Here is a 21683-nt window from a genome sequence, read left to right on the forward strand (position 1 = left end):
AGCTATTTGCTGAATCTTGATGTAATTAAGCTATACTCTTCAAATGGATCGGATGAAGCCACAGCCTTCATCTCGCGCGACGCTGATCGGTGATGTCGTCGGTTCCCGGCATGCCACCGATCGCCCCGGGTTGCACCGCGCCCTGTCCGCGGCTCTGCGGGAAGTGGGCGACGGCGCGATCGACCCGCCCGCCTTCACCGTCGGCGACGAGTTCCAGGGCAGCTACCCCACCGTCGGGGCCGCCATCGACGCGGCATTGACCGTCCGCCTGCTGCTCGCCCCGGACATCGACGTCCGTTTCGGCATCGGATTGGGCGCGGTCACCATCCTCGATGCCGACGCGGGAATTCAGGACGGGCCCGGTTGGTGGAGCGCACGGGCGGCCATCCAGCAGACCGCAGAGGCCCAGCGGCAACCCGGCTTCGCGTTGGTACGCACGACGTTCCGGGCGGACGGTGACACACGCACCGACGCCGCGGCGGTCAACGCGGCGCTGATTTGTCGGGACCATCTGCTTGGATCGCTCGACGAAAGATCGTTGCGGATCGTGAGGGGCTTGATGACGGGCCGAACCAAAAAGGAGCTCGCCGCGGACGAGGGCATCAGTCCATCCGCGGTGTCTCAGCGCGCGAGCCGCGATGGTTTGGATCTGATTGTCCTTGCCAGCCACTATCTTCGGAGTCTGCCGTGAGCGCCGTCGCGGTATTCCTCACGGCACTCGCAGTCGCCGATCTCGGTCGGCGAGCGCTCCGCACGGTATGGCCGTCGCTCGTGATCGGGCCGGTCGTGGTGGTGGCGTGCGCCGCAGCGGGAGCCCTCTGGCATGCCGGCGACATCCCCTTGCTGGTGCTGGCCGCCGCGGCGGTAGTGGCCTGGGAATGGCTGTGCGCGCGAAGCGAACACAGCGGTAGCCGGCAAGGCGCGGCCCTGGCGGTGTTCGGCGCCGCGCTCGCACTGCTGATGCTGCTGTCCGGGTGGTCGTCGCCGACCAACGGCGCGATCGCTCGATGGTCGTCCTGGGTGCACCTGCCGCTCACCCACGTCACGCCCACCCGGCTGCTGATGATCGTCGGCGTCGTCCTGGCCCAGTTCGCCACCGCAAATCAGTTGGTGCGCTTGGTTCTTGCCTCGGTGGGCGCGATGCGCCCGGAAGGTCAGCCGCAGCCGTCGGACCGGCTCAAGGGCGGCAGACTGCTGGGACCGATGGAACGCCTGCTGATCCTGAGCCTCGGTGTCGGCGGGCAGGTCGCCGCGGCGAGCGCCGTCGTCGCCGCCAAGGGGATCATCCGCTTCCCGGAGTTGAACGCGCAGAAGGGCGGTAACGGCGACGTCGGCATCGACGAGGTGACCGAGTACTTCCTCGTCGGCAGCTTCACCAGTTGGCTGCTCGCCCTGGGCGGCATCGGGCTCGTTCTGGCGACCCCGTAGCCGAGCGGCGAGAAGGCCGAGCGAGCTACAGCCGCTCGATGATGGTGACGTTGGCGGTGCCCCCGCCCTCGCACATCGTCTGCAGGCCGTAACGGCCGCCGGTGCGCTCGAGCTCGTTGAGCATGGTGGTGAACAGCTTGGCGCCGGTGGCGCCCAGCGGGTGCCCGAGCGCGATCGCCCCGCCGTTGGGGTTGACCTTCTCCGGGTCGGCCTTGACTTCCTTGAGCCAGGCCAAGACCACCGGGGCGAACGCCTCGTTGATCTCGACCGTGTCGATGTCGTCGATCGACAGCCCGGTCTTGTCCAGCGCGTAGCGGGTCGCCGGAATCGGCCCGGTCAGCATGAAGACCGGGTCGGCCGCGCGTGCGCTGATGTGGTGGATGCGGGCCCGCGGTGTCAGGTTGTGCTCCTTGACGGCCCGCTCGGACGCCAGCAGCACCGCGCTGGCCCCGTCGGAGATCTGGCTGGCCATGGCCGCCGTCAGCCGGCCGCCCTCGACCAGAGGCTTGAGGCCGGCCATCTTCTCCAGCGACGATTCGCGCGGGCCCTCGTCGACCCGGAACGGCCCGGATTCGGTTTCCACGGTGATGATTTCGTTGTCGAAGTGGCCGCCCCGGATCGCCGCGAACGCGCGCTCGTGACTGGTCAGCGCGTATCGCTCCATCTCTTCGCGCGACAGGTTCCACTTCTCGGCGATCAGCTCCGAGCCGCGAAACTGCGAGATCTCCTGGTCGCCGTAGCGATGCAGCCACTGCTTGGACTCGTTGGTCGGGGAGGTGAAGCCGAACTGCTCGCCGACGGTCATGGCCGACGAGATCGGGATCTGGCTCATGTTCTGCACGCCCCCGGCGACGATGAGGTCGGCGGTGCCGGACATAATCGCCTGTGCGCCAAAGGAAATGGCCTGCTGACTGGAGCCGCACTGGCGGTCGACGGTAACGCCGGGCACCTCTTCGGGGTAGCCCGCGGCCAGCCAGGAGAGGCGCGCGATGTTGCCGGCCTGCGCCCCGATGGCATCGACGCAGCCGGCGATCACGTCGTCGACTGCGGCGGGGTCGACGTCGACCCGGTCGAGCAGTCCGCGCCATCCCAGCGCACCCAGGTCGACCGGATGCACTCCGGCCAGCGATCCGCCGCGCTTGCCGACCGCAGTACGCACGGCGTCGATGACGTAGGCCTCTGGCATTTCAGACTCCTTCTTTGGTGATCCCGCCAAGAACGATGGCGAGGTATTGCTGACCCACCTGCTGCGCGGTGAGCGGACCGCCGGGCTGATACCAGCGCACCGACACCCACGTGGTGTCACGGATGAAGCGGTAGACAAGGTCGACGTCGAGATCGGGACGGAAGTAGCCCTCGTCGACGCCCTGATGGAGCAGCTCGAGCCACATCTTGCGCTGTTGCCGGTTCATGTCCTCGATGTAGGAGAACCGGGGCTGTGACAACAGCCGCTGGGCTTCGTCCTGGTAGATGACGACCTGCGCGTGCCGGTGCTCGATCGCCTCGAACGACGCCATGAACAGCCCCTTGAGCCGCTCCAGCGGGTTGGCCTCGCCGTCCACGATCTCGCGGTACCGGGCGAACAACCAGTCCAGGAAGCTGCGCAAGAGCTCGTCGACCATCTCCTCTTTGGACGAGAAGTGGTGGTAGAGGCTGCCGGACAGGATGCCGGCGCTGTCGGCGATGTCGCGCACCGTGGTGGCGCGCAGCCCGCGCTCGGCGAACATGGTCGCGGCAAGCTCCAGCAACTCGTCTCGCCGGCTGTTGGCCTGACCGGTCACTCGGTCCACCCGACCAGAGTATCAACCAAGCGCTTGCTTGGCCAGCGGGCCGGCTCTCACGGGTGCTGACTGGATACCGAGATGACCTCGCCGGTCAGGTAGCTGGAGTAGTCGCTGGCGAGGAAGGCGATGGTGGCCGCGACCTCCCACGGCTCGGCGGCGCGGCCGAAGGCCTCGCCCGCCGACAGCCGGTCGAGCAGATCGGCCGACGACGTCTTCTCCAGAAACTTGTGCCGCGCGATGCTCGGCGACACCGCGTTGATCCGTACCCCATACTCGGCGGCTTCGATTGCGCTGCACCGGGTCAGGGCCATCACGCCGGCCTTGGCGGCCGCGTAGTGCGACTGCGAGTGCTGGGCCCGCCAGCCCAGGACGCTGGCGTTGTTGACGATGACGCCGCCGTGTGGTGCCTCGCGGAAGTAGCGCAGCGCCGCGCGCGTGGCACGCAGCACCGACGTCAACGTCACGTTGAGGACGCGATCCCATTCCTCGTCGGTCATGTCGACGACCGGCGTCTGTCCGCCGAGCCCGGCGTTGTTGACCAGCACGTCGATCCGGCCCATCCGAGCGGTGGTCGACGCGATGAGGGCGTCGACTTGAGCGGTCGAGGTCACGTCGCAGACCACGTGCTCGACGCGGCCCTGCCCCAGCGCGGCGAGCTGCTCGGCCGTCTCCCCCAGGCGCCGTTCGTGGTGGTCGGAGATCACCACGTCGGCACCCTCGGCCAACGCCCGCCGCGCGGTCGCCGCGCCGATCCCGGTGCCGGCGGCGGCCGTCACGACCACCACCTTGCCCTGCAGAAGTCCATGTCCGGCAATCTCTTTGGGAGCTTCGGACAGACTCATCCCTTAACCTCTCGGGGTAGGCCGAGCACCCGCTCGGCGATGATGTTGCGCTGGATCTCGTTGGACCCGCCGTAGATGGTGTCGGCGCGGCTGAACAGGAACAGCCGCTGCCACTCGTCGAACTCGCCGTCGGCCAGGGTCAGGCCCGGCTTGCCGACGACGTCCATCGCCAGCTCGCCCAGATCGCGATGCCAGTTGGCCCACAACAGCTTCGACACGTTGTCCTGGCCCGGCTGCTCGACGTCCATCGTGGCCAGCGCGTACGAACGCATGGCCCGCAGGCCCGTCCACGCCCGGGTCAGCCGCTCGCGGATGAACGGGTCGTCGGCCGCGCCGGTCCGCTGGGCGAGCTCGGCAAGGTTGGAAAGCTCACGGGCGTAACGGATTTGTTGCCCGAGCGTCGAGACGCCGCGCTCGAACGTCAGCGTGCCCATCGCGACCCGCCAGCCGTCACCGGGCTCGCCGACCACCAGGTTGGCCTCGGTGCGGGCGTCGTCGAAGAACACCTCGTTGAATTCCGAGTCGCCGGTCAGCTGGATGATCGGCCGCACTTCCACGCCCGGCTGGTCCAGCGGCACCAGCAGATAGGACAACCCCGCGTGCCGCTTGGAGCCCTTCTCGGTGCGCGCGACCACGAAGCACCACTGCGCCCAATGCGCCAGCGACGTCCAGACCTTCTGGCCGTTGATCACCCAGTGGTCGCCGTCGAGTTCGGCGGTGGTCGCCACATTGGCCAGGTCGCTGCCGGCGCCGGGTTCCGAATAGCCCTGGCACCACAGCTCGGTGACATCGAGGATCTTGGGCAGGAAACGCTGCTGCTGCTCGGGCGTCCCGAACGCGATCAGCGTCGGCCCCAGCAGCTCCTCGCCGAAGTGGTTGACCTTGTCCGGGGCGTCGGCGCGGGCGTACTCCTCGTAGAACGCCACCCGGTGCGCGGTGGACAGGCCGCGGCCGCCGTGTTCGACCGGCCAGCCCAGGCAGGTCAGTCCGGCCTTGGCGAGATGCTGGTTCCAGGCCCGGCGTTCCTCGAAGGCCTCGTGCTCGCGGCCGGGGCCCCCGAGACCCTTGAGAGCTGCGAATTCACCGACCAGATTGTCGGCGAGCCAAGAGCGGACCTCGGCCCGGAACTCCTCGACGTCCTGCATGCCTTGTAGGCTAACCTACCAAGCACTTGCTTTGTTAGGCCGCCGTAGGAGAAGCGCCGATGACCACCGATCCCCGCACCGTGCCCGCGGCGCTGGATCGTTTCGCGCGCCAACTCCCCGATCACGACGCGTTGGTCACCGAGGACCGGTCGTTCACCGCCGCGGCGTTGCGCGACGAGGTGCACCGGGCGGCGGCGGCGCTGATCGCGCTGGGCGTGCAGCCCGGCGACCGGGTGGCGATCTGGTCCCCCAACACCTGGCATTGGGTGGTGGCCTGCCTGGCGATCCACCACGCCGGCGCCGCGATGGTCCCGCTGAACACCCGCTACACCGCCGCGGAGGCCGGTGACATCCTGGCCCGCGTCGAGGCGCCGGTGCTGTTCGGCATGGGCGAGTTCCTGGGCAACGACCGCGTCGCCGACCTGGATCGGGCGGCGCTGCCCGCGCTGCGGCACATCGTGCGGATACCGATCGATGCCGCGGATGGCACCTGGGACGAATTCATCGCCGGCGGCGCCGATCTCGACGCGGTGGCCGCCCGGGCCGCGGCGGTCACACCCGACGACGTCAGCGACATCCTGTTCACGTCGGGCACCACCGGCCGCAGCAAGGGCGTGCTGTGCGCGCACCGGCAGTCGCTGTCGGCCTCGGCGTCGTGGGCCGCCAACGGCAAGATCACCGCCGACGACCGCTACCTGTGCATCAACCCGTTCTTTCACAACTTCGGCTACAAGGCCGGCATCCTGGCGTGCCTGCAGACCGGCGCGACGCTGATCCCCCACCTCACCTTCGACCCGCTGCGCGCGCTGCGGGCGATCGAGCAACACCGCATCACCGTATTGCCCGGTCCGCCAACGATTTACCAGACCCTGCTCGATCATCCGGCTCGTGGCGATTACGACCTGAGCTCGCTGCGCTTCGCGGTGACGGGGGCGGCCACCGTGCCGGTCGTGTTGGTCGAGCGCATGCAGTCCGAACTCGACATCGACATCGTGCTGACGGCTTACGGCCTCACCGAGGCCAACGGCATGGGAACCATGTGCCGCGCCGACGACGACGCGGTCACCGTCGCCACCACCTGCGGGCGCCCGTTCGCCGACTTCGAATTGCGCATCGACTCCGGGGAATCCGGCGAATCGGGAGAGGTGTTGCTGCGTGGGCCCAACGTGATGCTGGGCTACCTCGACGACCCGGCGGCCACCGCCGCCGCCATCGATGCCGACGGTTGGCTGCACACCGGTGACATCGGTGTGCTGGACGCGGCCGGCAACCTGCGCATCACCGACCGGCTCAAGGACATGTACATCTGCGGGGGATTCAACGTGTACCCCGCCGAGATCGAGCAGGTGCTGGCCCGGCTCGACGGTGTGGCCGATGCGGCGGTGATCGGGGTTCCCGACGAGCGACTCGGCGAAGTCGGCCGGGCGTTTCTGGTCACCCGCCCGGGGGCACAACTCGACGAACAATCTGTGATCGCATACACCCGTGAGCATTTGGCGAACTTCAAGACACCGAGGTCGGTGCGGTTCGTCGACGCGTTGCCGCGCAATGCCGGCGGCAAGGTGCTCAAACCACAACTGCGAGAGCTGGACTGATGGATCTGGATCTAGACGACGACACCTTGGCTTTCCAGGCCGAGGTCCGGGAATTCTTGTCGGCCAATGCCGAGTCGATCCCGACGAAGTCATACGACAACGCCGAAGGCTTTGAGCAGCACCGGCATTGGGACCGGGTGCTGTTCGACGCCGGGCTTTCGGTGATCACCTGGCCGAAGCGCTACGGCGGCCGCGACGCGCCGCTGCTGCACTGGGTGGTGTTCGAAGAGGAGTACTTCCGTGCCGGGGCGCCCGGCCGGGCCAGCGCCAACGGCACCTCGATGCTGGCCCCGACGCTGTTTGCGCACGGCACCGAAGAGCAGCGCGACCGGATCCTGCCCAAAATGGCCAGCGGCGAGGAGATCTGGGCGCAGGCGTGGTCCGAGCCCGAATCGGGCAGCGACCTGGCGTCGCTGCGGTCCACCGCGACGGCGACCGACGGCGGCTGGCTGCTCAACGGGCAGAAGATCTGGAGCTCACGGGCGCCGTTCGCCGAGCGGGGATTCGGGCTGTTCCGCTCCGACCCCGGCGCCGAACGCCACAACGGGCTGACCTACTTCATGTTCGACCTGAAGGCCAAGGGCGTGACCGTGCGGCCGATCGTCCAACTGGGCGGCGACACCGGATTCGGCGAGATCTTCCTCGACGACGTCTTCGTCCCCGACGAGGACGTGATCGGCACCCCGCACGAGGGCTGGCGGGCGGCGATGAGCACGTCGAGCAACGAACGCGGCATGTCGCTGCGCAGCCCGGCCCGCTTCCTGGCGACGGCGGAACGGTTGGTGCAGCTTTGGAAGGAGGCCGGCGCACCCGCCGCGTTCGCCGACCGGGTCGCCGACGGCTGGATCAAGGCGCAGGCCTACCGGCTGCAGACCTTCGGCACGGTGACCAGGCTGGCACTCGGTGGTGAGCTGGGCGCCGAATCGTCGGTGACCAAAGTGTTCTGGTCCGACCTCGACGTCGAACTGCACCAGACCGCGCTCGACATCCTGGCCGCGGACGGGGAACTCGCCGGCCCGTGGACCGAAGGTCTGCTGTTCGCGCTGGGCGGCCCGATCTATGCCGGCACCAACGAAATTCAGCGCAACATCATCTCCGAGCGGTTGCTGGGCCTGCCGCGCGAGAAGTCCGGGGGCAAGAAGTGAGATTTGCGCTAGACGAACAGCAGCGTGACTTCGCGGCCAGCATCGACGCCGCGCTCGGCTCGGCGGACCTGCCCAGCGCCGTGCGGGCGTGGGCGGCGGGCGACACCGCGCCGGGCCGCAAGGTGTGGGAACAGCTGGCCAACCTGGGTGTCACCGCCCTGGCCGTTCCGGAGAAATTCGACGGCATCGGGGCGGACCCGATCGACCTGGTCCTCGCCCTCGAACGCCTCGGGCGTTGGTGCGTGCCGGGCCCGGTGGTCGAATCCATCGCCGTGGCACCGGTATTGCTCGACTCCGACGATCACGCCGAGCGGTGCGCCGGGCTCGCGGCCGGCGAGCTGATCGCCACGGTCGCGCTGCCGCCGCGGGTGCCGCGGGCCGTCGACGCCGACGTGGCGAACCTGGTGCTGCTGGCCGGTGACGAGGGGGTCACCGAAGCCACCGCGGGGGAAGAGCACGAGTCCGTCGACCCCAGCCGCCACCTGTATGACGTGACCCCGACCGGCGCCGCTTGGGAAGCAGACGTCAAGCGCGCCTACGAGTTCGGCACGCTGGGTACCGCCGCGCAACTGGTCGGCGCCGCCGAGGCGCTGCGCGACGCCGCCGTCGACTACGCCAAGCAACGCACCCAGTTCGGCCGGGTGATCGGCTCGTATCAGGCGATCAAGCACAAGCTCGCCGACGTGCACATCGCCATCGAACTGGCCCGGCCGCTGGTGCACGGCGCGGCGCTGACGCTGGACCCCCGGGACGTGAGCGCGGCCAAGGCGGCGGCCTCCGACGCGGGCCTGCTGGCCGCGCGGTCGGCGCTGCAGACCCACGGCGCGATCGGGTTCACCCAGGAACACGACCTGTCGCTGTTGCTGCTGCGGGTGCAGGCGCTGCGATCCGCCTGGGGCACACCGGAAGAACATCGGCGACGAGTGCTGGAGGCGCTATGACTCGCGCCGCGACGATGCAGAGCCTAGTGATGAGAAGGAGCGGCACCCATGACTCGCGCCGCGACGATGCAGAGCGTAGCGATGAGAAGGAGCGGCACCCATGACTCGCGCCGCGACGATGCAGAGCGTAGCGATGAGAAGGAGCGGCACCCATGACTCGCGCCGCGACGATGCAGAGCGTAGCGATGAGAAGGAGCGGCGCCCATGACTCGCGCCGCGACGATGCAGAGCGTAGCGATGAGAAGGAGCGGCGCCCATGACTGAGGAACGCGAGCTGCTCCGCGAGACCGTCGCCGCGCTGGTCGCCAAGCACGCCGGCCCGGCGGCGGTGCGCGCCGCCATGGAGTCCGACCGCGGCTACGACGAATCGCTCTGGCGGCTGCTGTGCGAGCAGGTCGGCGCCGCGGCCCTGGTGATACCGGAGGAGTTGGGCGGCGCCGGCGGTGAATTGGCCGACGCCGCAGCGGTTTTGCAGGAGCTGGGCCGCGCCCTGGTGCCCTCCCCGCTGCTGGGCACCACGCTGGCCGAGCTGGCGCTGCTGAGCGCCGCCGAGCCCGACGCCGCGACGCTGGCGGGCCTGGCCGAGGGCACCGCGATCGGCGCGCTGGTGCTCGATCCCGACTACGTGGTCAACGGCGACATCGCCGACGTCGTGTGCGCGGTCGAGGACGGCCGGCTGAGCAGGTGGACCCGCTTCAGCGCGCAGGCCGGCACCACCATGGACCCGACCCGGCGCCTGGCCCGGGTGCAACCGCAGGAGGCCGAGGCGATCGGCGCGGATCCCGGCCTGGCGGACAAGGCTGCCGTCCTGCTGGCCGCCGAGCAGATCGGCGCCGCCGAACGCTGTCTGGAGCTGACGGTCGAATACGCCAAGGACCGAGTGCAATTCGGCCGGCCGATCGGCAGCTTTCAGGCGCTCAAGCATCGAATGGCCGACCTGTATGTCACGGTCGCCGCGGCGAAGGCCGTCGTGTCCGACGCGTGTGAGGACCCCTCACCCACCAACGCCGCCGCGGCACGGCTGGCCGCCACCGAGGCGCTGAACACGGTGGCCGCCGAGGGCATCCAGTTGCACGGCGGCATCGCGATCACGTGGGAACACGACATGCACCTGTACTTCAAACGCGCCCACGGCAGCGCGCACCTGCTGGACACGCCGCAGGAGCTGCTTAACCGGCTGGAATCCGAGGTACTCAACACGCCGTGACCGATCGTGTCTCGCTGCGCGCGGGCATCCCACCGTTCTACGTGATGGATGTCTGGTTGGCGGCCGCCGAACGCCAGCGCAGCCACGGCGATCTGGTCAACCTGTCGGCGGGCCAGCCCAGCGTCGGGGCGCCCGAGCCGGTGCGCGCGGCCGCCGCGGCGGCCGTGCATTCCAACCAGCTGGGCTACTCGGTGTCGCTGGGCACCCCCGAGCTGCGTGCCGCGATCGCCGCGGATTACCGGCGCCAGCACGGCCTCGACGTCGAACCCGACGCCGTGGTGATCACCACGGGCTCCTCGGGCGGCTTCCTGCTGACCTTCCTGGCCTGCTTCGACGCCGGCGACCGGGTGGCCCTGGCCAGCCCCGGCTATCCGTGCTACCGAAACATCTTGTCGGCCTTGGGATGTGAGGTCGTGGAGATCCCCTGCGGGCCCCAGACCCGCTTCCAGCCCACCGCGCGGATGCTCGCCGAGCTCGACCCCCCGGTGCAGGGCGTCATCGTGGCGAGCCCCGCCAACCCCACCGGAACGGTCATCGCGCCGGAGGAGCTGGCCGCGATCGCCGCCTGGTGCGACGCCTCCGGGGCGCGGCTGATCAGCGACGAGGTGTACCACGGGCTGGTCTACGAGGGCGCGCCACAGACCAGCTGCGCGTGGCAGACATCGCGAAATGCCGTGGTGGTCAACAGCTTTTCGAAGTACTACGCGATGACGGGCTGGCGGCTGGGCTGGCTGCTGGTGCCGGCCGAGTTACGCCGCGCGGTGGATCGCCTCACCGGCAACTTCACCATCTGCCCGCCCGTGCTCTCGCAGCTGGCCGCGGTGGCGGCCTTCACCCCGGAGGCCACCGCCGAAGCCGACGGCCACCTGCACCACTACGCGACCAACCGCTCGCTGCTGCTCGACGGGCTGCGCGGCATCGGTGTCGAGCGCCTGGCCCCCACCGACGGCGCGTTCTACGTGTACGCCGACGTCTCGGACTTCACCGACAACTCGATGGAGTTCTGCTCGAAACTGTTGGAAGAGACCGGCATCGCCATCGCGCCCGGCATCGACTTCGATACCACCCGCGGCAATTCGTTCGTCCGGCTGTCGTTCGCGGGGCCCACCGCCGACATCGAGGAAGCGGTGCGACGGCTCGGCCCGTGGCTTTCGGCCCGCTAGCCGCGCCGCGCCTACGCGTCCAGCACCTGGCCGATGCGCGCCTCGAGCGCACTGCGCTCGCCGATGCCGGCCACATCGATGCCGAATCGCTCACCGAGCACGTCGACGACCGCCGCCGCGTCGTCCAGGCGGATCTTCTCGCTGCCGTCGGCGCGGTGGACGGTCAGGTGGCGGCCGGCCAGGTTGTAGCGGGCGTCGGCGGTCGTCAGGGCGGCCATCAGCCCTGTCACGAAGTGCGACTCGGGGTGCGTCGAGACGTACCAGCTGCCCACCCGCAGATCGATCTGCGGCACGGTCTGGGTGCCGAACACGTACAGCGGTTTCCACTCGTCGCGGACCAGGGCTTGCAGCACCAGGCCGTCGCCGCGGTCGTTGAGCCGGTACGGCTCGTGCGTTGTCTGCTGGGCGTTTCCGGTCTCGAAGCGGATGGGGGACGTCAGCGTCTGGCCACCGAAACCGACGTCGACCAGATAGGAGCCCTGCGAGCCCGGGAACGTCACAGCCAGCGCCGTGTGCGTCTGGGCTCCCAACGGCGCGTCGGGCGGCTGCATCCAGACCACCCGCCCGGCCAGGCGGCGCACCCGGAACCCGATCTCGGCCAGCACGTAACCCATCAGGCCGTTCTGCTCGTAGCAGTAGCCGCCCCGGCGCCGGTACACCAGCTTGTCGGTGAGGGCTTCGGGGCTCAGGTCGTCGACCGGCACCCCCATCAGCGGATCGAGGTTCTCGAACGGGATCGACCCGGTGTGCGCGGTCATCAGATCCTGCAGCACCTCGAGATTCGGCTCGGCGGCACCGCGGTAGTCGATGCGGTCGAAGTACGCGCCCAGATCCAGCGTCATGAAACCATTCTGGGCCCCATGCGGGGCGTTACGGCGGCCGGGTGTCCCGCGGGCGTAACGCCACGGCGGAAAAACGCGCGCGAAGTCGCCGTGGCGTTACGGCGAAGAGAACCCCTACAGCCAGGTGTCCTGGGTGGTCGTGGTGAGGAACGCTTCCAGGTCGTCGCGCCACTGCGCCGGCGTCGTCTTGTCCGGCTCGATGCCGGTGTATTCACCGCGATAGAACAGCAGCGGCCGCGGCTTGATCTTGGGGGCCTCCGAAAGCGATTGCACCGCACCGAACACCACGAAGTGGTCGCCGCCGTCGTGCGCGGAGGCCACGGTGCAGTCGATGTAGGCCAGCGACCCGTCGATGATCGGTGAACCGAGATCGGAAAGGTGCCAGTCGATGCCGGCGAATTTGTCGGGCTCCTTGGAGCCGAACCGGGCCGAGACGTGCTTCTGGTTCTCGGTCAGCATGTTGACGCAGAACCGGCCGGAGGCCTCGATGGCCTTCCAGGACCGCGACACCTTGGTCGGGCAGAACAGCACCAGCGGCGGGTCCAGCGACAGCGCCGCAAACGACTGGCAGGCGAAGCCGACGGGGACGTCGTCGTGCACGGTGGTGATGATGGTGATGCCGGTGCAGAACTGCCCCAGCACCTGCCGGAAGGTCCGCGGATCGATGGGCGCCGACATGGTCAGCCGCGCATGCCGACCGTGAAGTCGTGGCCCCACAGGCTGACCGCGGTGCTTTCCCGGGCGACCCAGTCGTCGTCTTCGACTTGCCTTCCCTCGCAACCGAATTCGATGTCGAATCCGCCGGGTGTCTTCATGTAGAACGACAGCATGAGGTCGTTGACGTGACGGCCCAGGGTGGCCGACATGGGCACCTTGCGGCGCAGCGCCCGGTCCAGGCACAGCCCCACGTCGTCGGCGTTCTCGACCTCCATCATCAGGTGCACGATGCCGCTCGGTGTGGGCAGCGGCAGGAAGGCCAGGCTGTGATGGCGCGGGTTGCAGCCGAAGAAACGCAACCAGGCGGGGGCCCCGTCGGCGGGCCGGCCCACCACCTGCGGCGGCATCCGCATCGAGTCGCGCAGCTTGAACCCCAGCACGTCGCGGTAGAAGTGCAGCGCCTCGTCGTCGTCGCGGGTGGACAACACCACGTGCCCCAGGCCCTGCTCACCGGTGACGAACTTGTGCCCGTAGGGGCTGACCACCCGGCGGTGTTCCAGGGCGACGCCGTGGAAGACCTCCAGGCAATTGCCCGACGGGTCGGAGAACCGGATCATCTCGACGACCCGGCGGTCCGCCAGTTGCGCGGCGGTGGCTTCCTTGTAGGGGACGCCCTCGACGTCGAGGCGGTCCCGGATCTCTTGCAGGCCTTCGGCGTTCGCGCACTCCCAGCCGGCCTCCATGAGGTGGTCGCGCTCGCCGGGCACGATCACCAGCCGCGCGGGGAAGTCGTCCATCCGCAGATACAGGGCGCCCTCGGTGTTGCCGCTGCCCTCGACCATGCCGAGAACCTTCAGGCCGTACTCACGCCAGGCCGCCATGTCGGTGGCCTCGATGCGCAGATAGCCCAGCGAACGGATGCTCATCACGCACCTCCCAGGAAATCGATGGTGAGCTTGTTGAACTCGTCGAACTTCTCCACCTGCGCCCAATGCCCACACTGCCCGAAAACGTGCAGCTGCGCACGCTTGATGGTCTTGAGCGCGACCAGCGACCCGTCCAAGGGATTGACGCGGTCCTCACGCCCCCAGATCAGCAGCACGGGCTGGCGCAGGCGGTGCACCTCGCGCCACATCATGCCGAGCTCGAAATCGGCGCCCGCGAACGACATTCCCATCGCCCGCGTCGCCGTCAGCGATTCCGGCGTGCTGGCCAACGCGAACCGCTCGTCGATCAATTCGTCGGTGATCAGCTTCTGGTCGTAGACCATCACCCGCAGGAACGCCTCGAGGTTTTCCCGGGTGGGCTCGGCCGAGAACTTGCCCAGCCGCTTGACGCCCTCGGTGGGGTCCGGGGCGAACAGGTTGATGCTCAGCCCGCCGGGCCCCATCAGGACCAGGCGCCCGGCCAGGTCGGGGTAGTCCAGGGCGAACCGGACCGCGGTGCCCCCGCCCAGCGAATTGCCCACCAGCGGAACGCGTCCCAGGCCCAGGTGGTCGAAGAGGCCCTTGAGCGCCCTGGCCGCGTAGTGGTTGAACTGCCCGTGCTCGGCGCGCTTGTCCGAATGCCCGTAACCGGGCTGATCGACGGCGAGCACGTGGAACCGCTCGGCGAGCACCGGGATGTTGCGCGACCAGTTCGTCCAGCTCGCCGCCCCGGGTCCGCCGCCGTGCAGCAGCACGATGGTCTGGTCGTTGCCGACCCCCGCCTCGTGGTAGTGCAGCTTCAGCGGTCCGTCGACGTCCACCTCCACGAACCGCGAGGTCGACTCGAAAGTGAGTTCCTCTGTCGCGGTCACTTAGCGCCGCTCCTCCTCATCGCTTCGCTCTGCATCGTCGTCGGCGCGCATGGTTTAGACCATCGTGTCGCCGGGTGGCAGCCCGAACTCGTTGTTCCCGAAGATCTGGTAGGCCCGCTCGGGGTCGTTCGCCGCGTGCACCCGGCCGGCGTGGGCGTCGCGCCAGAACCGTTGCACCGGTTGGTCGTTGGCCAGGGCGGTGGCACCGGACGCCTCGAACAACCGGTCGATGGAGGCGATGGCCCGGCCGGTGGCGCGCACCTGGTCGCGACGGGCGCGGGCGCGCAGCTCGAACGGGATCTCCTTGCCGGCCGACAGCAGCGCGTACTCGTCGGCGACGTTGCCGCTCAGCTGGCGCCACGCCGCGTCGATGTCGCTGGCCGCCTCGGCGATGCGGACCTTGGCGAACGGGTCGTCCTTGGCCTTCTCGCCGGCGAACGCCGCGCGCACCCGCTTGCCCTGGTGCTCGACGTGCGCGGCGTAGGCGCCGTAGGCCATGCCGACGATCGGCGCCGAGATGGTGGTGGGATGCATTGTGCCCCAAGGCATCTTGTAGACGGGCGCGGTGTTGGTCTCATAACCCCCGGCGGTGCCGTCGTTCATCGACTTGTAGGACAAAAACCGGTGCCGCGGCACGAAGACGTCCTTGACGACGACGGTGTTGCTGCCGGTGCCGCGCAGGCCGACGACGTGCCACACGTCGTCGATGTGGTACTCGCTGCGCGGGATCAGGAAGCTGCCGAAGTCGACCGGGCGGCCGTCCTTGATCACCGGGCCACCCAGGAACGCCCACGTCGCGTGGTCACAGCCCGAGGACCAGTTCCACGCGCCGTTGACCAGGTAGCCGCCGTCGGTCACCACGCCCGCGCCCATCGGGGCGTACGACGAGGAAACCCGGGTCTTGGGGTCCTCGCCCCAGACCTCCTCCTGGGCCTGCTGGTCGAACAACGCCAGGTGCCAGTTGTGCACGCCGATGATGGAGCTGACCCAGCCGGTGGAGCCGCAGGCGCTGGCCAGCCGCCGGACCGCCTCGTAGAACAGCGTCGGATCGCACTGCAGTCCGCCCCACTGCTCGGGCTGCAACAGCGTGAAGAAGCCCACGTCTTGCAGGTCCTGAACGGTCTCGTCGGGCAGCCGCCGCAGATCCTCCGTCGCCTGAGCGCGCTCCCGGATCTGCGGGAGCAGATCATCGATGCCAGCCAGAACCGACTGCGCATCGCGCTGTTGAATGGACGTCACTTAAGTTTGCCTCCTGGGCCAGACTTACACAGCGGACTTACACCAGAGACTAGAACACGTTCCGATTTGTGTCGAGCAGGGTATTCCTGCGGCTGGTAGCGATACGAATCCACTTTTCTGTAACATGTTCTAGTTGCAACGACAGGAAGGCACGGGCCTTGACCGAGGCGGATCTGGACCAAGTACCCGACGAGCCACTCGGTGACCACGTCCTCGAACTGCAGATCGCCGAGGTCATCGCGGAGACCGACGATGCGCGGTCGCTGGTGTTCGCGGTGCCCGACGACGAAGGGGACCCCGGCATCCCGCCCGAGCGACTGCGTTACTCGCCGGGCCAGTTCTTGACGTTGCGCGTCCCCAGCGAGCGCACCGGGTCGGTGGCGCGCTGCTATTCGCTGTGCAGCTCGCCGTTCACCGACGACGCCCTGGCCGTCACGGTCAAACGGACCGCCGACGGGTACGCCTCCAACTGGCTGTGCGACAACGCGCGGGCGGGCATGCGTATCCACGTGCTGGCCCCGTCGGGCAATTTCGTGCCGAAGACGCTCGGCGACGACTTCCTGCTGATGGCCGCGGGCAGCGGGATCACCCCGATCATGTCGATCTGCAAGTCGGCGCTGGCCGACGGCGGCGGACAGGTGACGTTGGTCTACGCCAACCGCGACGAGGATTCGGTGATCTTCGCCGAGGCGCTGCGCGAGCTGTCGGCCAAATACCCCGACCGGCTCACCGTCGTGCACTGGCTGGAATCGCTGCAGGGCCTGCCCAGCGTGGCCGCGCTGGCCAAGCTGGCGGCCCCCTACACCGACAGGCCCGTGTACATCTGCGGCCCGGGCGCGTTCATGGAGTCCGCCAAGGAGGCGCTGGAGACGCTGAAAGTGCCTGCGCCACAAATACATATCGAGGTGTTCAAGTCGCTGGAATCGGATCCGTTCGCCGCGGTGAAGATCGAGGACACCCCCGAGGGTGACCAGCCGCCGGCCACCGCGGTGGTGGAGCTCGACGGCGAGACCCACACGGTGTCATGGCCGCGCAACGCCAAGTTGCTCGACGTGCTGCTGGCCAAGGGCCTCGACGCGCCGTTCTCCTGCCGCGAGGGTCACTGCGGCGCGTGCGCCTGCACCCTGCGCAGCGGCAAGGTGAACATGGAGGTCAACGACGTGCTCGAGCAGCAGGACCTCGACGAGGGCCTGATCCTGGCCTGTCAATCCCACCCCGAATCTGATTCGGTAGAAGTGACCTACGACGAGTAGTCGCGGGGTTAGGTTCACCCTTGGGGTCAGCAACGGGGAAGGGATGGCGTCGATGATGCGGCTGGTGTCGGGATTCGCGGTGGTCGCGGCGCTGCCGATGTTGCTGCCCGCCGGGGTGTGCGCGGCGGCGAGCAACACGGCCACCACGCTGTTCCCGCTGGACGGGCCCAACCAGCTCGAGACGCGGGTGATCCTCAACTGCTTCAAATCCGACGGCCACTGCGACTTCACCGCCGGCGCGGACATGCTGACGCCCGACGGGGTGACCGGTTTCCCGCCCGGCCTGTGGGCCCGTCAGACCACCGAGATCCGCTCCTCGAACCGGCTGGCCTACCTCGACGCGCACGCCGACGGCCAGTACGAGCGGGTGCACAAGTCGATGGGTTCCGACGAGATCACCACGATCTACATGGGCGAGGGTCCCCCGGAGAAGTATCAGACCAACGGGCGCATCGACTCCACCGATTGGCAGACGGGGCAACCCAAGACCGACAACAACGTCATCGCCTGCACCCACATCCAGGTCGTCTACTCCGGGGTCAACATCACCTCGCCCAGCACCTGCGCGCAGACCACCTTCTCCTGATCTCTCAGTCCGGGTAGTCGCCGGTCTCGAGGTCGTCGAGAAGGCTTGGGCCCGTGGGTTTCCAGTCGAATCGTTGGCGGGTCAGCGCGCTGGACGAGGGCTGGTCGGCGGCGAAGATGGCGCCGAGCGGGCCGAAGGCCTCGACCGGGGCGGATTCGACGGGCACCCCGAGCCGGCGGCCGATCACCTCGGCGATCGCCCGCATCGGGTCGCCTTCGTCACCCACCGCGTGCAGTACCGAGCCGGGCGGGGCCTGCTCGAGGGCCAGCCGGAACAACGACGCCGCGTCGTCGCGGTGCACCGCGGGCCAGCGTTGCGCGCCGTCGCCGATGAAGGCCGACACCCCGCGCCGGCGCGCGAGCTGAATCAGCATGCCGGCGAAGCCGTAGCGTCCGCCGGCGTCATGGACCGACCGCGGCAGCCGCACCACGGCCGATCTGACACCGCGCTCGGCCAGGTCGATGACGGCTTGTCCGGTGCGGCCACGCCCGGCCATCGGCCCCTCGGTGTTGAACGGGTCGTCCTCGGTGCTGGCGCGACCGGCCACCGCGGGGGTGCCGCTGGCGAGCACCAGCGGCTTGCCGGTGTCGACGAGCGCGTCGCCGAGCGCGGCGACCGCGCGGGCCTCGTCCCCGATCGCGTCTCCGATCACGTCGCCGGTACCGGCGAAGTCGTGCGAGAACGCCAGGTAGGCAACGCCGTCGGCGTCGCCGGCCGCCTCCCGCAACACGTCGAGGTCGGTGACGTCGCCGCGCAGCGGCTCGCCCCCGAGTCCGCCGATGGTCGCCGCCGCGGCCTCCGAGCGGGCCAGGCCCACGACCTGATGGCCGGCGGCGAGCAGTTCCGTGACGACGGCCGAGCCGATTCCTCCGCTGGCGCCGGTGACGAATACGCGCACGAGCAGCTCCTTCCATGTGATGAGACATTTGTCCCATCACCCTACACCCGTGACGGGACTATGGTCGCATCACTAGGCTGGGGCCATGGCCCGGTGGGAACCCGATGCGCGCGAACGCCTGGTCGCCGCCGCACTGGACCTGTTCAACGAACGGGGCTATGACGAGACGACCGTCACGCAGATCGCCGAGCGCGCCGGCCTGACGAAAAGCACGTTCTTTCGGCACTTCCCGGACAAGCGGGACGTGCTGGCGGCCGGCCAGGACGCGATCGCGCAACTACTGCGCGAGGGCATCGCCACGGCGCCGGCCGACGCGACGCCGCTGGCCGCCGTGTGCTCCGGGCTGAAATCGGCCGCGGCCGCGTTCACGTCGTTCAACCGGGAGCTCGCGCCCAGGCTCAAGGCCGCGATCGCCGCCAGCACCGAACTCCAGGAGCGCAACGCGCTCAAACAAATCGGGCTGGCGCGCGCGGTGGCCGAGGCACTCCAGGCGCGCGGCATACCCGAGCCGACGGCGGTATTGGCCGCCGAACTCGGTGCGCTGGCGTTCAAGACGGCCTACGCACGCTGGAGCGAACCGGGCGACGACCGAGACCTGGGCGCCATGGCATGCGACGCGCTGCACGAATTACACGCCGCCGCGGCCGATCTCGGCTAGCGCGGCAGACCGAGCAGGCGTTCGGCCGCCACGGTCAGCAGGATCTGCTCCGTGCCGCCCGCGATCGTCAGGCAGCGGGTGTTGAGGAAATCGAACACCGCCCGGTCGCCGTCGGCCCGGCGGTCGACGAGGCCGCCGCCTTCGGCGGCATCCATGGTGAATTCGGCCAGCGCCTGGCGGTAGCGGACGCCGATCAGCTTGCGCACACTCGATTGGGCGCCGGGGTCCTGGCCGCCCACCGCGAGCTGGGCGATGCGCTGGTCCAGCAGCGCGCCGGTCTGGGCCAGGATGATCAGGCGCGCCAGCCGGTCCTGCTCGGCGACGTCGAGTTCCCTTGCCGCCAAGAGGGTTAACAGCTCTTCCATCGGGTTGCCCAGCGCCGTGCCGTTGGCCATCGCCACCCGCTCGTTGGCCAGCGTGGTGCGGGCCAGCCGCCAGCCGTCGTTGACCTCACCGACCACCATCTCGTCGGGCACGAACACGTTGTCCAGGAACACCTCGTTGAACAGCGAGTCGCCGGTGATCTCGCGCAGCGGCCGGATGTCGATGCCGGGCGATTTCATGTCGACCAGGAAGTAGGTGATGCCTTTGTGTTTCGGCGCATCGGGGTCGGTGCGCGCCAGGCACACGCCCCAGCGCGCCTTGTGCGCCGCGGACGTCCACACCTTCTGGCCGGTCAGCAGCCAGCCGCCGTCACCGCGGACCGCCTTGGTGCGCAGCGACGCCAGGTCGGAGCCCGCGCCGGGCTCGGAAAACAGTTGGCACCACAGGAATTCACCGCGCAACGTGCCCGGCACGAATTGCTCGATCTGCTCCGGTGTGCCGTGCTCGAGGATGGTCGGCGCCGCCCACCAGCCGATCACCAGGTCCGGCCGTTCGACGCCGGCCGCGGCGAGCTCCTGATCGATCAGCAGCTGCTCCGCCGGGGATGCGGCGCGCCCGTACGGCTTGGGCCAGTGCGGCGCCTGCAGGCCCGCCTCGGCCAGACCCACCTGTCGCTTCTCGGCCGGCAGTTCGGCGATCTCGGCGACGGCCGCGGCGATCTCGGCGCGCCGGCCCTCGACCTCGGTGAGGTCGATGCCCAGCCGCCGGCGCACGCCGTCCTGGGTGAGCGCGGTGATGCGCCGCTGCCAGCGCTCGGGGCCGCCCAGGAAGCGGCCGATGGCGTGCGCCCGGCGCAGGTACAGGTGCGCGTCGTGCTCCCAGGTGCAGCCGATGCCGCCGAGCACCTGGATGCAGTCCTTGACGTTGGCCTTCACGGTGGTGATGCAGGTGCTGGCGGCCAGCGCGGCCGCGATGGAGAACTGGGACGCGTCGCCGTCGCCGGCGGCGCGAGCCGCGTCCGAGGCGGCCACCTCGGCCTGCTCGGCGCGGCACAGCATCTCGGCGCACAGGTGTTTGATGGCCTGGAAGCTGCCGATCGGCTTGCCGAACTGCTCGCGGACCTTGGCGTAGTCGACGGCGGTCTCGAGCGCCCATCGGGTGATGCCGGCGGCCTCGGCGGCCAGGACGGTCGCGGCCAGTTCCTCGACGCGCGTGCCGGTTTCGGACAGCACCGTGGCCGGGGCGGAGCTGAGCACCACCCGGGCCAGCGGCCGGGAGAAGTCGGTGGCCTGCAGCGGCTCGACCCGCACGCCCTCGCCGGCGGCGTCGATCAGCAGCCACTTGCCGTCGGCGGGCGCCAGCAGCACGCCATCGTCGGCGGCGCCCAGCGCGAACGGAAGTGTGCCCGACGCCGTCGACGTCGCGCCGTCGAGTCGGACGTCGCCTTCGAGCGCCAGCCCGGCGAAGCGCTCCCCGGCGGCCAGCGCCTCCAGCAGTTCGAGGTCGGTGACGACGAGCGTCGCGAGCGCGGTGGTCGCGACCGGGCCGGGGACCAGCGCTTTGGCCGCCTCCTCGACCATCGCGCACAGGTCTTCGATGGACCCACCCGCCCCGCCGGATTCCTCCGGGATCGCGACGCCGAAGATTCCCAGTTCGGCCAGCCGGGAGAACACCGGCCGCCACGCGTCGGGCTTGCCCTGCTCGACCTCGCGGATCGCCGCGGTGCCACCCGGTCCCGACGTCGCATTGCGGGCCCAATCGCGCACCAGGGCGCGCGCGGCAAACTGCTCATCGGTGACGGTCGCTACCACCTGAGAGGACCTCCGCGTCCTTGGCTCGACGTGACACGGGGCCGGCCGGCACCCGTGTCCTGATTGTCCGATCTTGCGCGAGCGGGGACATCCCCACCACCAGTTGGCGCGCAACCCGCTCACCGAAGACTAGAACGTGTTCTAATAGTGCCAGTGATCGACCGTCAAGTCGAACGCCATTGCAGCAGCACATGCGCTTGTCCCCGGCGGTATGGAGGTGGGAAATTCACACGCAGAATGCGTATCGTTTGCAAACGAACCGCCCGGAACAGGAGCAAACCATCACATGCCAGCCAGCGCCAATGCCAAGGCCACTTCCAAGGCTAGTTCGGGCCGCGTTTCCGACTCGCAGCCGCGTGAGGTCATA

At 69.1% G+C, this 21683-nt stretch carries 21 protein-coding genes; 10 read left to right on the forward strand and 11 right to left on the reverse strand.

The window, feature by feature from the left end:
- Positions 1 to 43: 43 nt before the first annotated feature.
- The gene (locus QGN30_RS25580; RefSeq protein ID WP_248923359.1) at positions 44 to 691 is read left to right on the forward strand and encodes a SatD family protein; all 648 of its coding nucleotides are present in this window, start codon (positions 44 to 46) and stop codon (positions 689 to 691) included.
- Positions 688 to 1428: a hypothetical protein gene (locus QGN30_RS25585; protein WP_014383764.1), complete on the forward strand. Its 741-nt coding sequence runs from the start codon at positions 688 to 690 to the stop codon at positions 1426 to 1428. The genes QGN30_RS25580 and QGN30_RS25585 overlap by 4 nt, the downstream gene beginning before the upstream one ends.
- Before the next feature lie 25 nt (positions 1429 to 1453).
- On the opposite strand, the gene fadA6 is transcribed toward QGN30_RS25585, so the two are convergent.
- Genes fadA6 through ipdE1 form a run of 4 tightly spaced genes read right to left on the reverse strand, consistent with a single transcriptional unit; the run spans position 1454 to position 5199 of the window.
- Positions 1454 to 2614, reverse strand: coding sequence for a steroid 3-ketoacyl-CoA thiolase FadA6 (gene fadA6 / locus QGN30_RS25590; RefSeq protein WP_014381749.1), 1161 nt, complete (start codon positions 2612 to 2614; stop codon positions 1454 to 1456).
- A gap of 1 nt (position 2615) precedes the next feature.
- Positions 2616 to 3218, reverse strand: coding sequence for a TetR family transcriptional regulator KstR2 (gene kstR2, locus QGN30_RS25595; protein WP_008263620.1), 603 nt, complete (start codon positions 3216 to 3218; stop codon positions 2616 to 2618).
- Between the two features lie 47 nt (positions 3219 to 3265).
- Positions 3266 to 4054, reverse strand: coding sequence for a (5R,7aS)-5-hydroxy-7a-methyl-1-oxo-2,3,5,6,7,7a-hexahydro-1H-indene-carboxyl-CoA reductase (gene ipdF / locus QGN30_RS25600; RefSeq protein WP_009956926.1), 789 nt, complete (start codon positions 4052 to 4054; stop codon positions 3266 to 3268).
- The gene (gene ipdE1 / locus QGN30_RS25605; protein WP_008263616.1) at positions 4051 to 5199 is read right to left on the reverse strand and encodes an acyl-CoA dehydrogenase IpdE1; all 1149 of its coding nucleotides are present in this window, start codon (positions 5197 to 5199) and stop codon (positions 4051 to 4053) included. Before ipdE1 ends, ipdF begins: the two co-directional genes overlap by 4 nt.
- A gap of 59 nt (positions 5200 to 5258) precedes the next feature.
- Between ipdE1 and fadD3 the strand changes: the two genes are divergently transcribed.
- From fadD3 to QGN30_RS25630, 5 genes are all read left to right on the forward strand, one after another.
- Complete coding sequence (gene fadD3 / locus QGN30_RS25610; protein WP_136245524.1) at positions 5259 to 6794, forward strand: 3-((3aS,4S,7aS)-7a-methyl-1,5-dioxo-octahydro-1H-inden-4-yl)propanoate--CoA ligase FadD3; 1536 nt, start codon at positions 5259 to 5261, stop codon at positions 6792 to 6794.
- Positions 6794 to 7939 carry an acyl-CoA dehydrogenase family protein gene (locus QGN30_RS25615; RefSeq protein WP_008263612.1) on the forward strand — a complete coding sequence of 382 codons (1146 nt, stop codon included), beginning with the start codon at positions 6794 to 6796 and terminating at the stop codon, positions 7937 to 7939. The genes fadD3 and QGN30_RS25615 overlap by 1 nt, the downstream gene beginning before the upstream one ends.
- Complete coding sequence (locus QGN30_RS25620; RefSeq protein WP_248923358.1) at positions 7936 to 8880, forward strand: acyl-CoA dehydrogenase family protein; 945 nt, start codon at positions 7936 to 7938, stop codon at positions 8878 to 8880. Before QGN30_RS25615 ends, QGN30_RS25620 begins: the two co-directional genes overlap by 4 nt.
- Before the next feature lie 256 nt (positions 8881 to 9136).
- Positions 9137 to 10087 (forward strand): acyl-CoA dehydrogenase IpdE2, encoded by a 951-nt coding sequence (gene ipdE2 / locus QGN30_RS25625; protein ID WP_014379009.1) that lies wholly within the window; start codon positions 9137 to 9139, stop codon positions 10085 to 10087.
- Positions 10084 to 11250, forward strand: coding sequence for a pyridoxal phosphate-dependent aminotransferase (locus tag QGN30_RS25630; RefSeq protein ID WP_008263579.1), 1167 nt, complete (start codon positions 10084 to 10086; stop codon positions 11248 to 11250). The genes ipdE2 and QGN30_RS25630 overlap by 4 nt, the downstream gene beginning before the upstream one ends.
- Positions 11251 to 11261: 11 nt before the next feature.
- Here the strand turns inward: QGN30_RS25630 and QGN30_RS25635 are convergent, their stop codons facing one another.
- The 5 genes from QGN30_RS25635 to hsaA form a co-directional block, all read right to left on the reverse strand.
- A complete protein-coding gene (locus QGN30_RS25635) occupies positions 11262 to 12092 on the reverse strand; it encodes an arylamine N-acetyltransferase family protein (RefSeq protein ID WP_009957028.1) in 831 nt (276 codons plus the stop codon).
- Positions 12093 to 12206: 114 nt separating this feature from the next.
- Positions 12207 to 12770, reverse strand: coding sequence for a 3-hydroxy-9,10-secoandrosta-1,3,5(10)-triene-9,17-dione monooxygenase reductase subunit (gene hsaB, locus QGN30_RS25640; protein ID WP_008263575.1), 564 nt, complete (start codon positions 12768 to 12770; stop codon positions 12207 to 12209).
- Between the two features lie 2 nt (positions 12771 to 12772).
- Complete coding sequence (hsaC, locus tag QGN30_RS25645; RefSeq protein ID WP_009957026.1) at positions 12773 to 13675, reverse strand: iron-dependent extradiol dioxygenase HsaC; 903 nt, start codon at positions 13673 to 13675, stop codon at positions 12773 to 12775.
- Positions 13675 to 14547 (reverse strand): 4,5:9,10-diseco-3-hydroxy-5,9,17-trioxoandrosta-1(10),2-diene-4-oate hydrolase, encoded by an 873-nt coding sequence (gene hsaD, locus QGN30_RS25650; RefSeq protein WP_009957025.1) that lies wholly within the window; start codon positions 14545 to 14547, stop codon positions 13675 to 13677. Before hsaD ends, hsaC begins: the two co-directional genes overlap by 1 nt.
- A 54-nt stretch (positions 14548 to 14601) precedes the next feature.
- The gene (gene hsaA, locus QGN30_RS25655; protein ID WP_248923357.1) at positions 14602 to 15786 is read right to left on the reverse strand and encodes a 3-hydroxy-9,10-secoandrosta-1,3,5(10)-triene-9,17-dione monooxygenase oxygenase subunit; all 1185 of its coding nucleotides are present in this window, start codon (positions 15784 to 15786) and stop codon (positions 14602 to 14604) included.
- 158 nt (positions 15787 to 15944) lie between these two features.
- On the opposite strand from hsaA, the gene QGN30_RS25660 reads away from it, so the two are divergent.
- Together QGN30_RS25660 and QGN30_RS25665 are read left to right on the forward strand one after the other, a co-directional pair.
- On the forward strand, positions 15945 to 17039 hold the full coding sequence (locus tag QGN30_RS25660; RefSeq protein WP_036454500.1) for a ferredoxin--NADP reductase: 1095 nt from the start codon (positions 15945 to 15947) through the stop codon (positions 17037 to 17039).
- Positions 17040 to 17091: 52 nt separating this feature from the next.
- Positions 17092 to 17625: a hypothetical protein gene (locus tag QGN30_RS25665; RefSeq protein WP_008263570.1), complete on the forward strand. Its 534-nt coding sequence runs from the start codon at positions 17092 to 17094 to the stop codon at positions 17623 to 17625.
- A 4-nt stretch (positions 17626 to 17629) separates the two neighbouring features.
- Here the strand turns inward: QGN30_RS25665 and QGN30_RS25670 are convergent, their stop codons facing one another.
- Entirely contained in the window at positions 17630 to 18523 is an 894-nt protein-coding gene (locus tag QGN30_RS25670; RefSeq protein WP_248923356.1) for an SDR family oxidoreductase, read from the reverse strand.
- Between the two features lie 85 nt (positions 18524 to 18608).
- On the opposite strand from QGN30_RS25670, the gene QGN30_RS25675 reads away from it, so the two are divergent.
- Positions 18609 to 19181 carry a TetR/AcrR family transcriptional regulator gene (locus tag QGN30_RS25675; RefSeq protein WP_009957021.1) on the forward strand — a complete coding sequence of 191 codons (573 nt, stop codon included), beginning with the start codon at positions 18609 to 18611 and terminating at the stop codon, positions 19179 to 19181.
- Here the strand turns inward: QGN30_RS25675 and QGN30_RS25680 are convergent.
- Positions 19178 to 21316, reverse strand: coding sequence for an acyl-CoA dehydrogenase (locus QGN30_RS25680; protein ID WP_248923355.1), 2139 nt, complete (start codon positions 21314 to 21316; stop codon positions 19178 to 19180). The genes QGN30_RS25675 and QGN30_RS25680 overlap by 4 nt on opposite strands.
- Positions 21317 to 21683: the final 367 nt, after the last annotated feature.

The organism is Mycobacterium sp. 3-98, from assembly GCF_035918355.1.
Taxonomy (GTDB): Bacteria; Actinomycetota; Actinomycetes; order Mycobacteriales; family Mycobacteriaceae; genus Mycobacterium; species Mycobacterium intracellulare.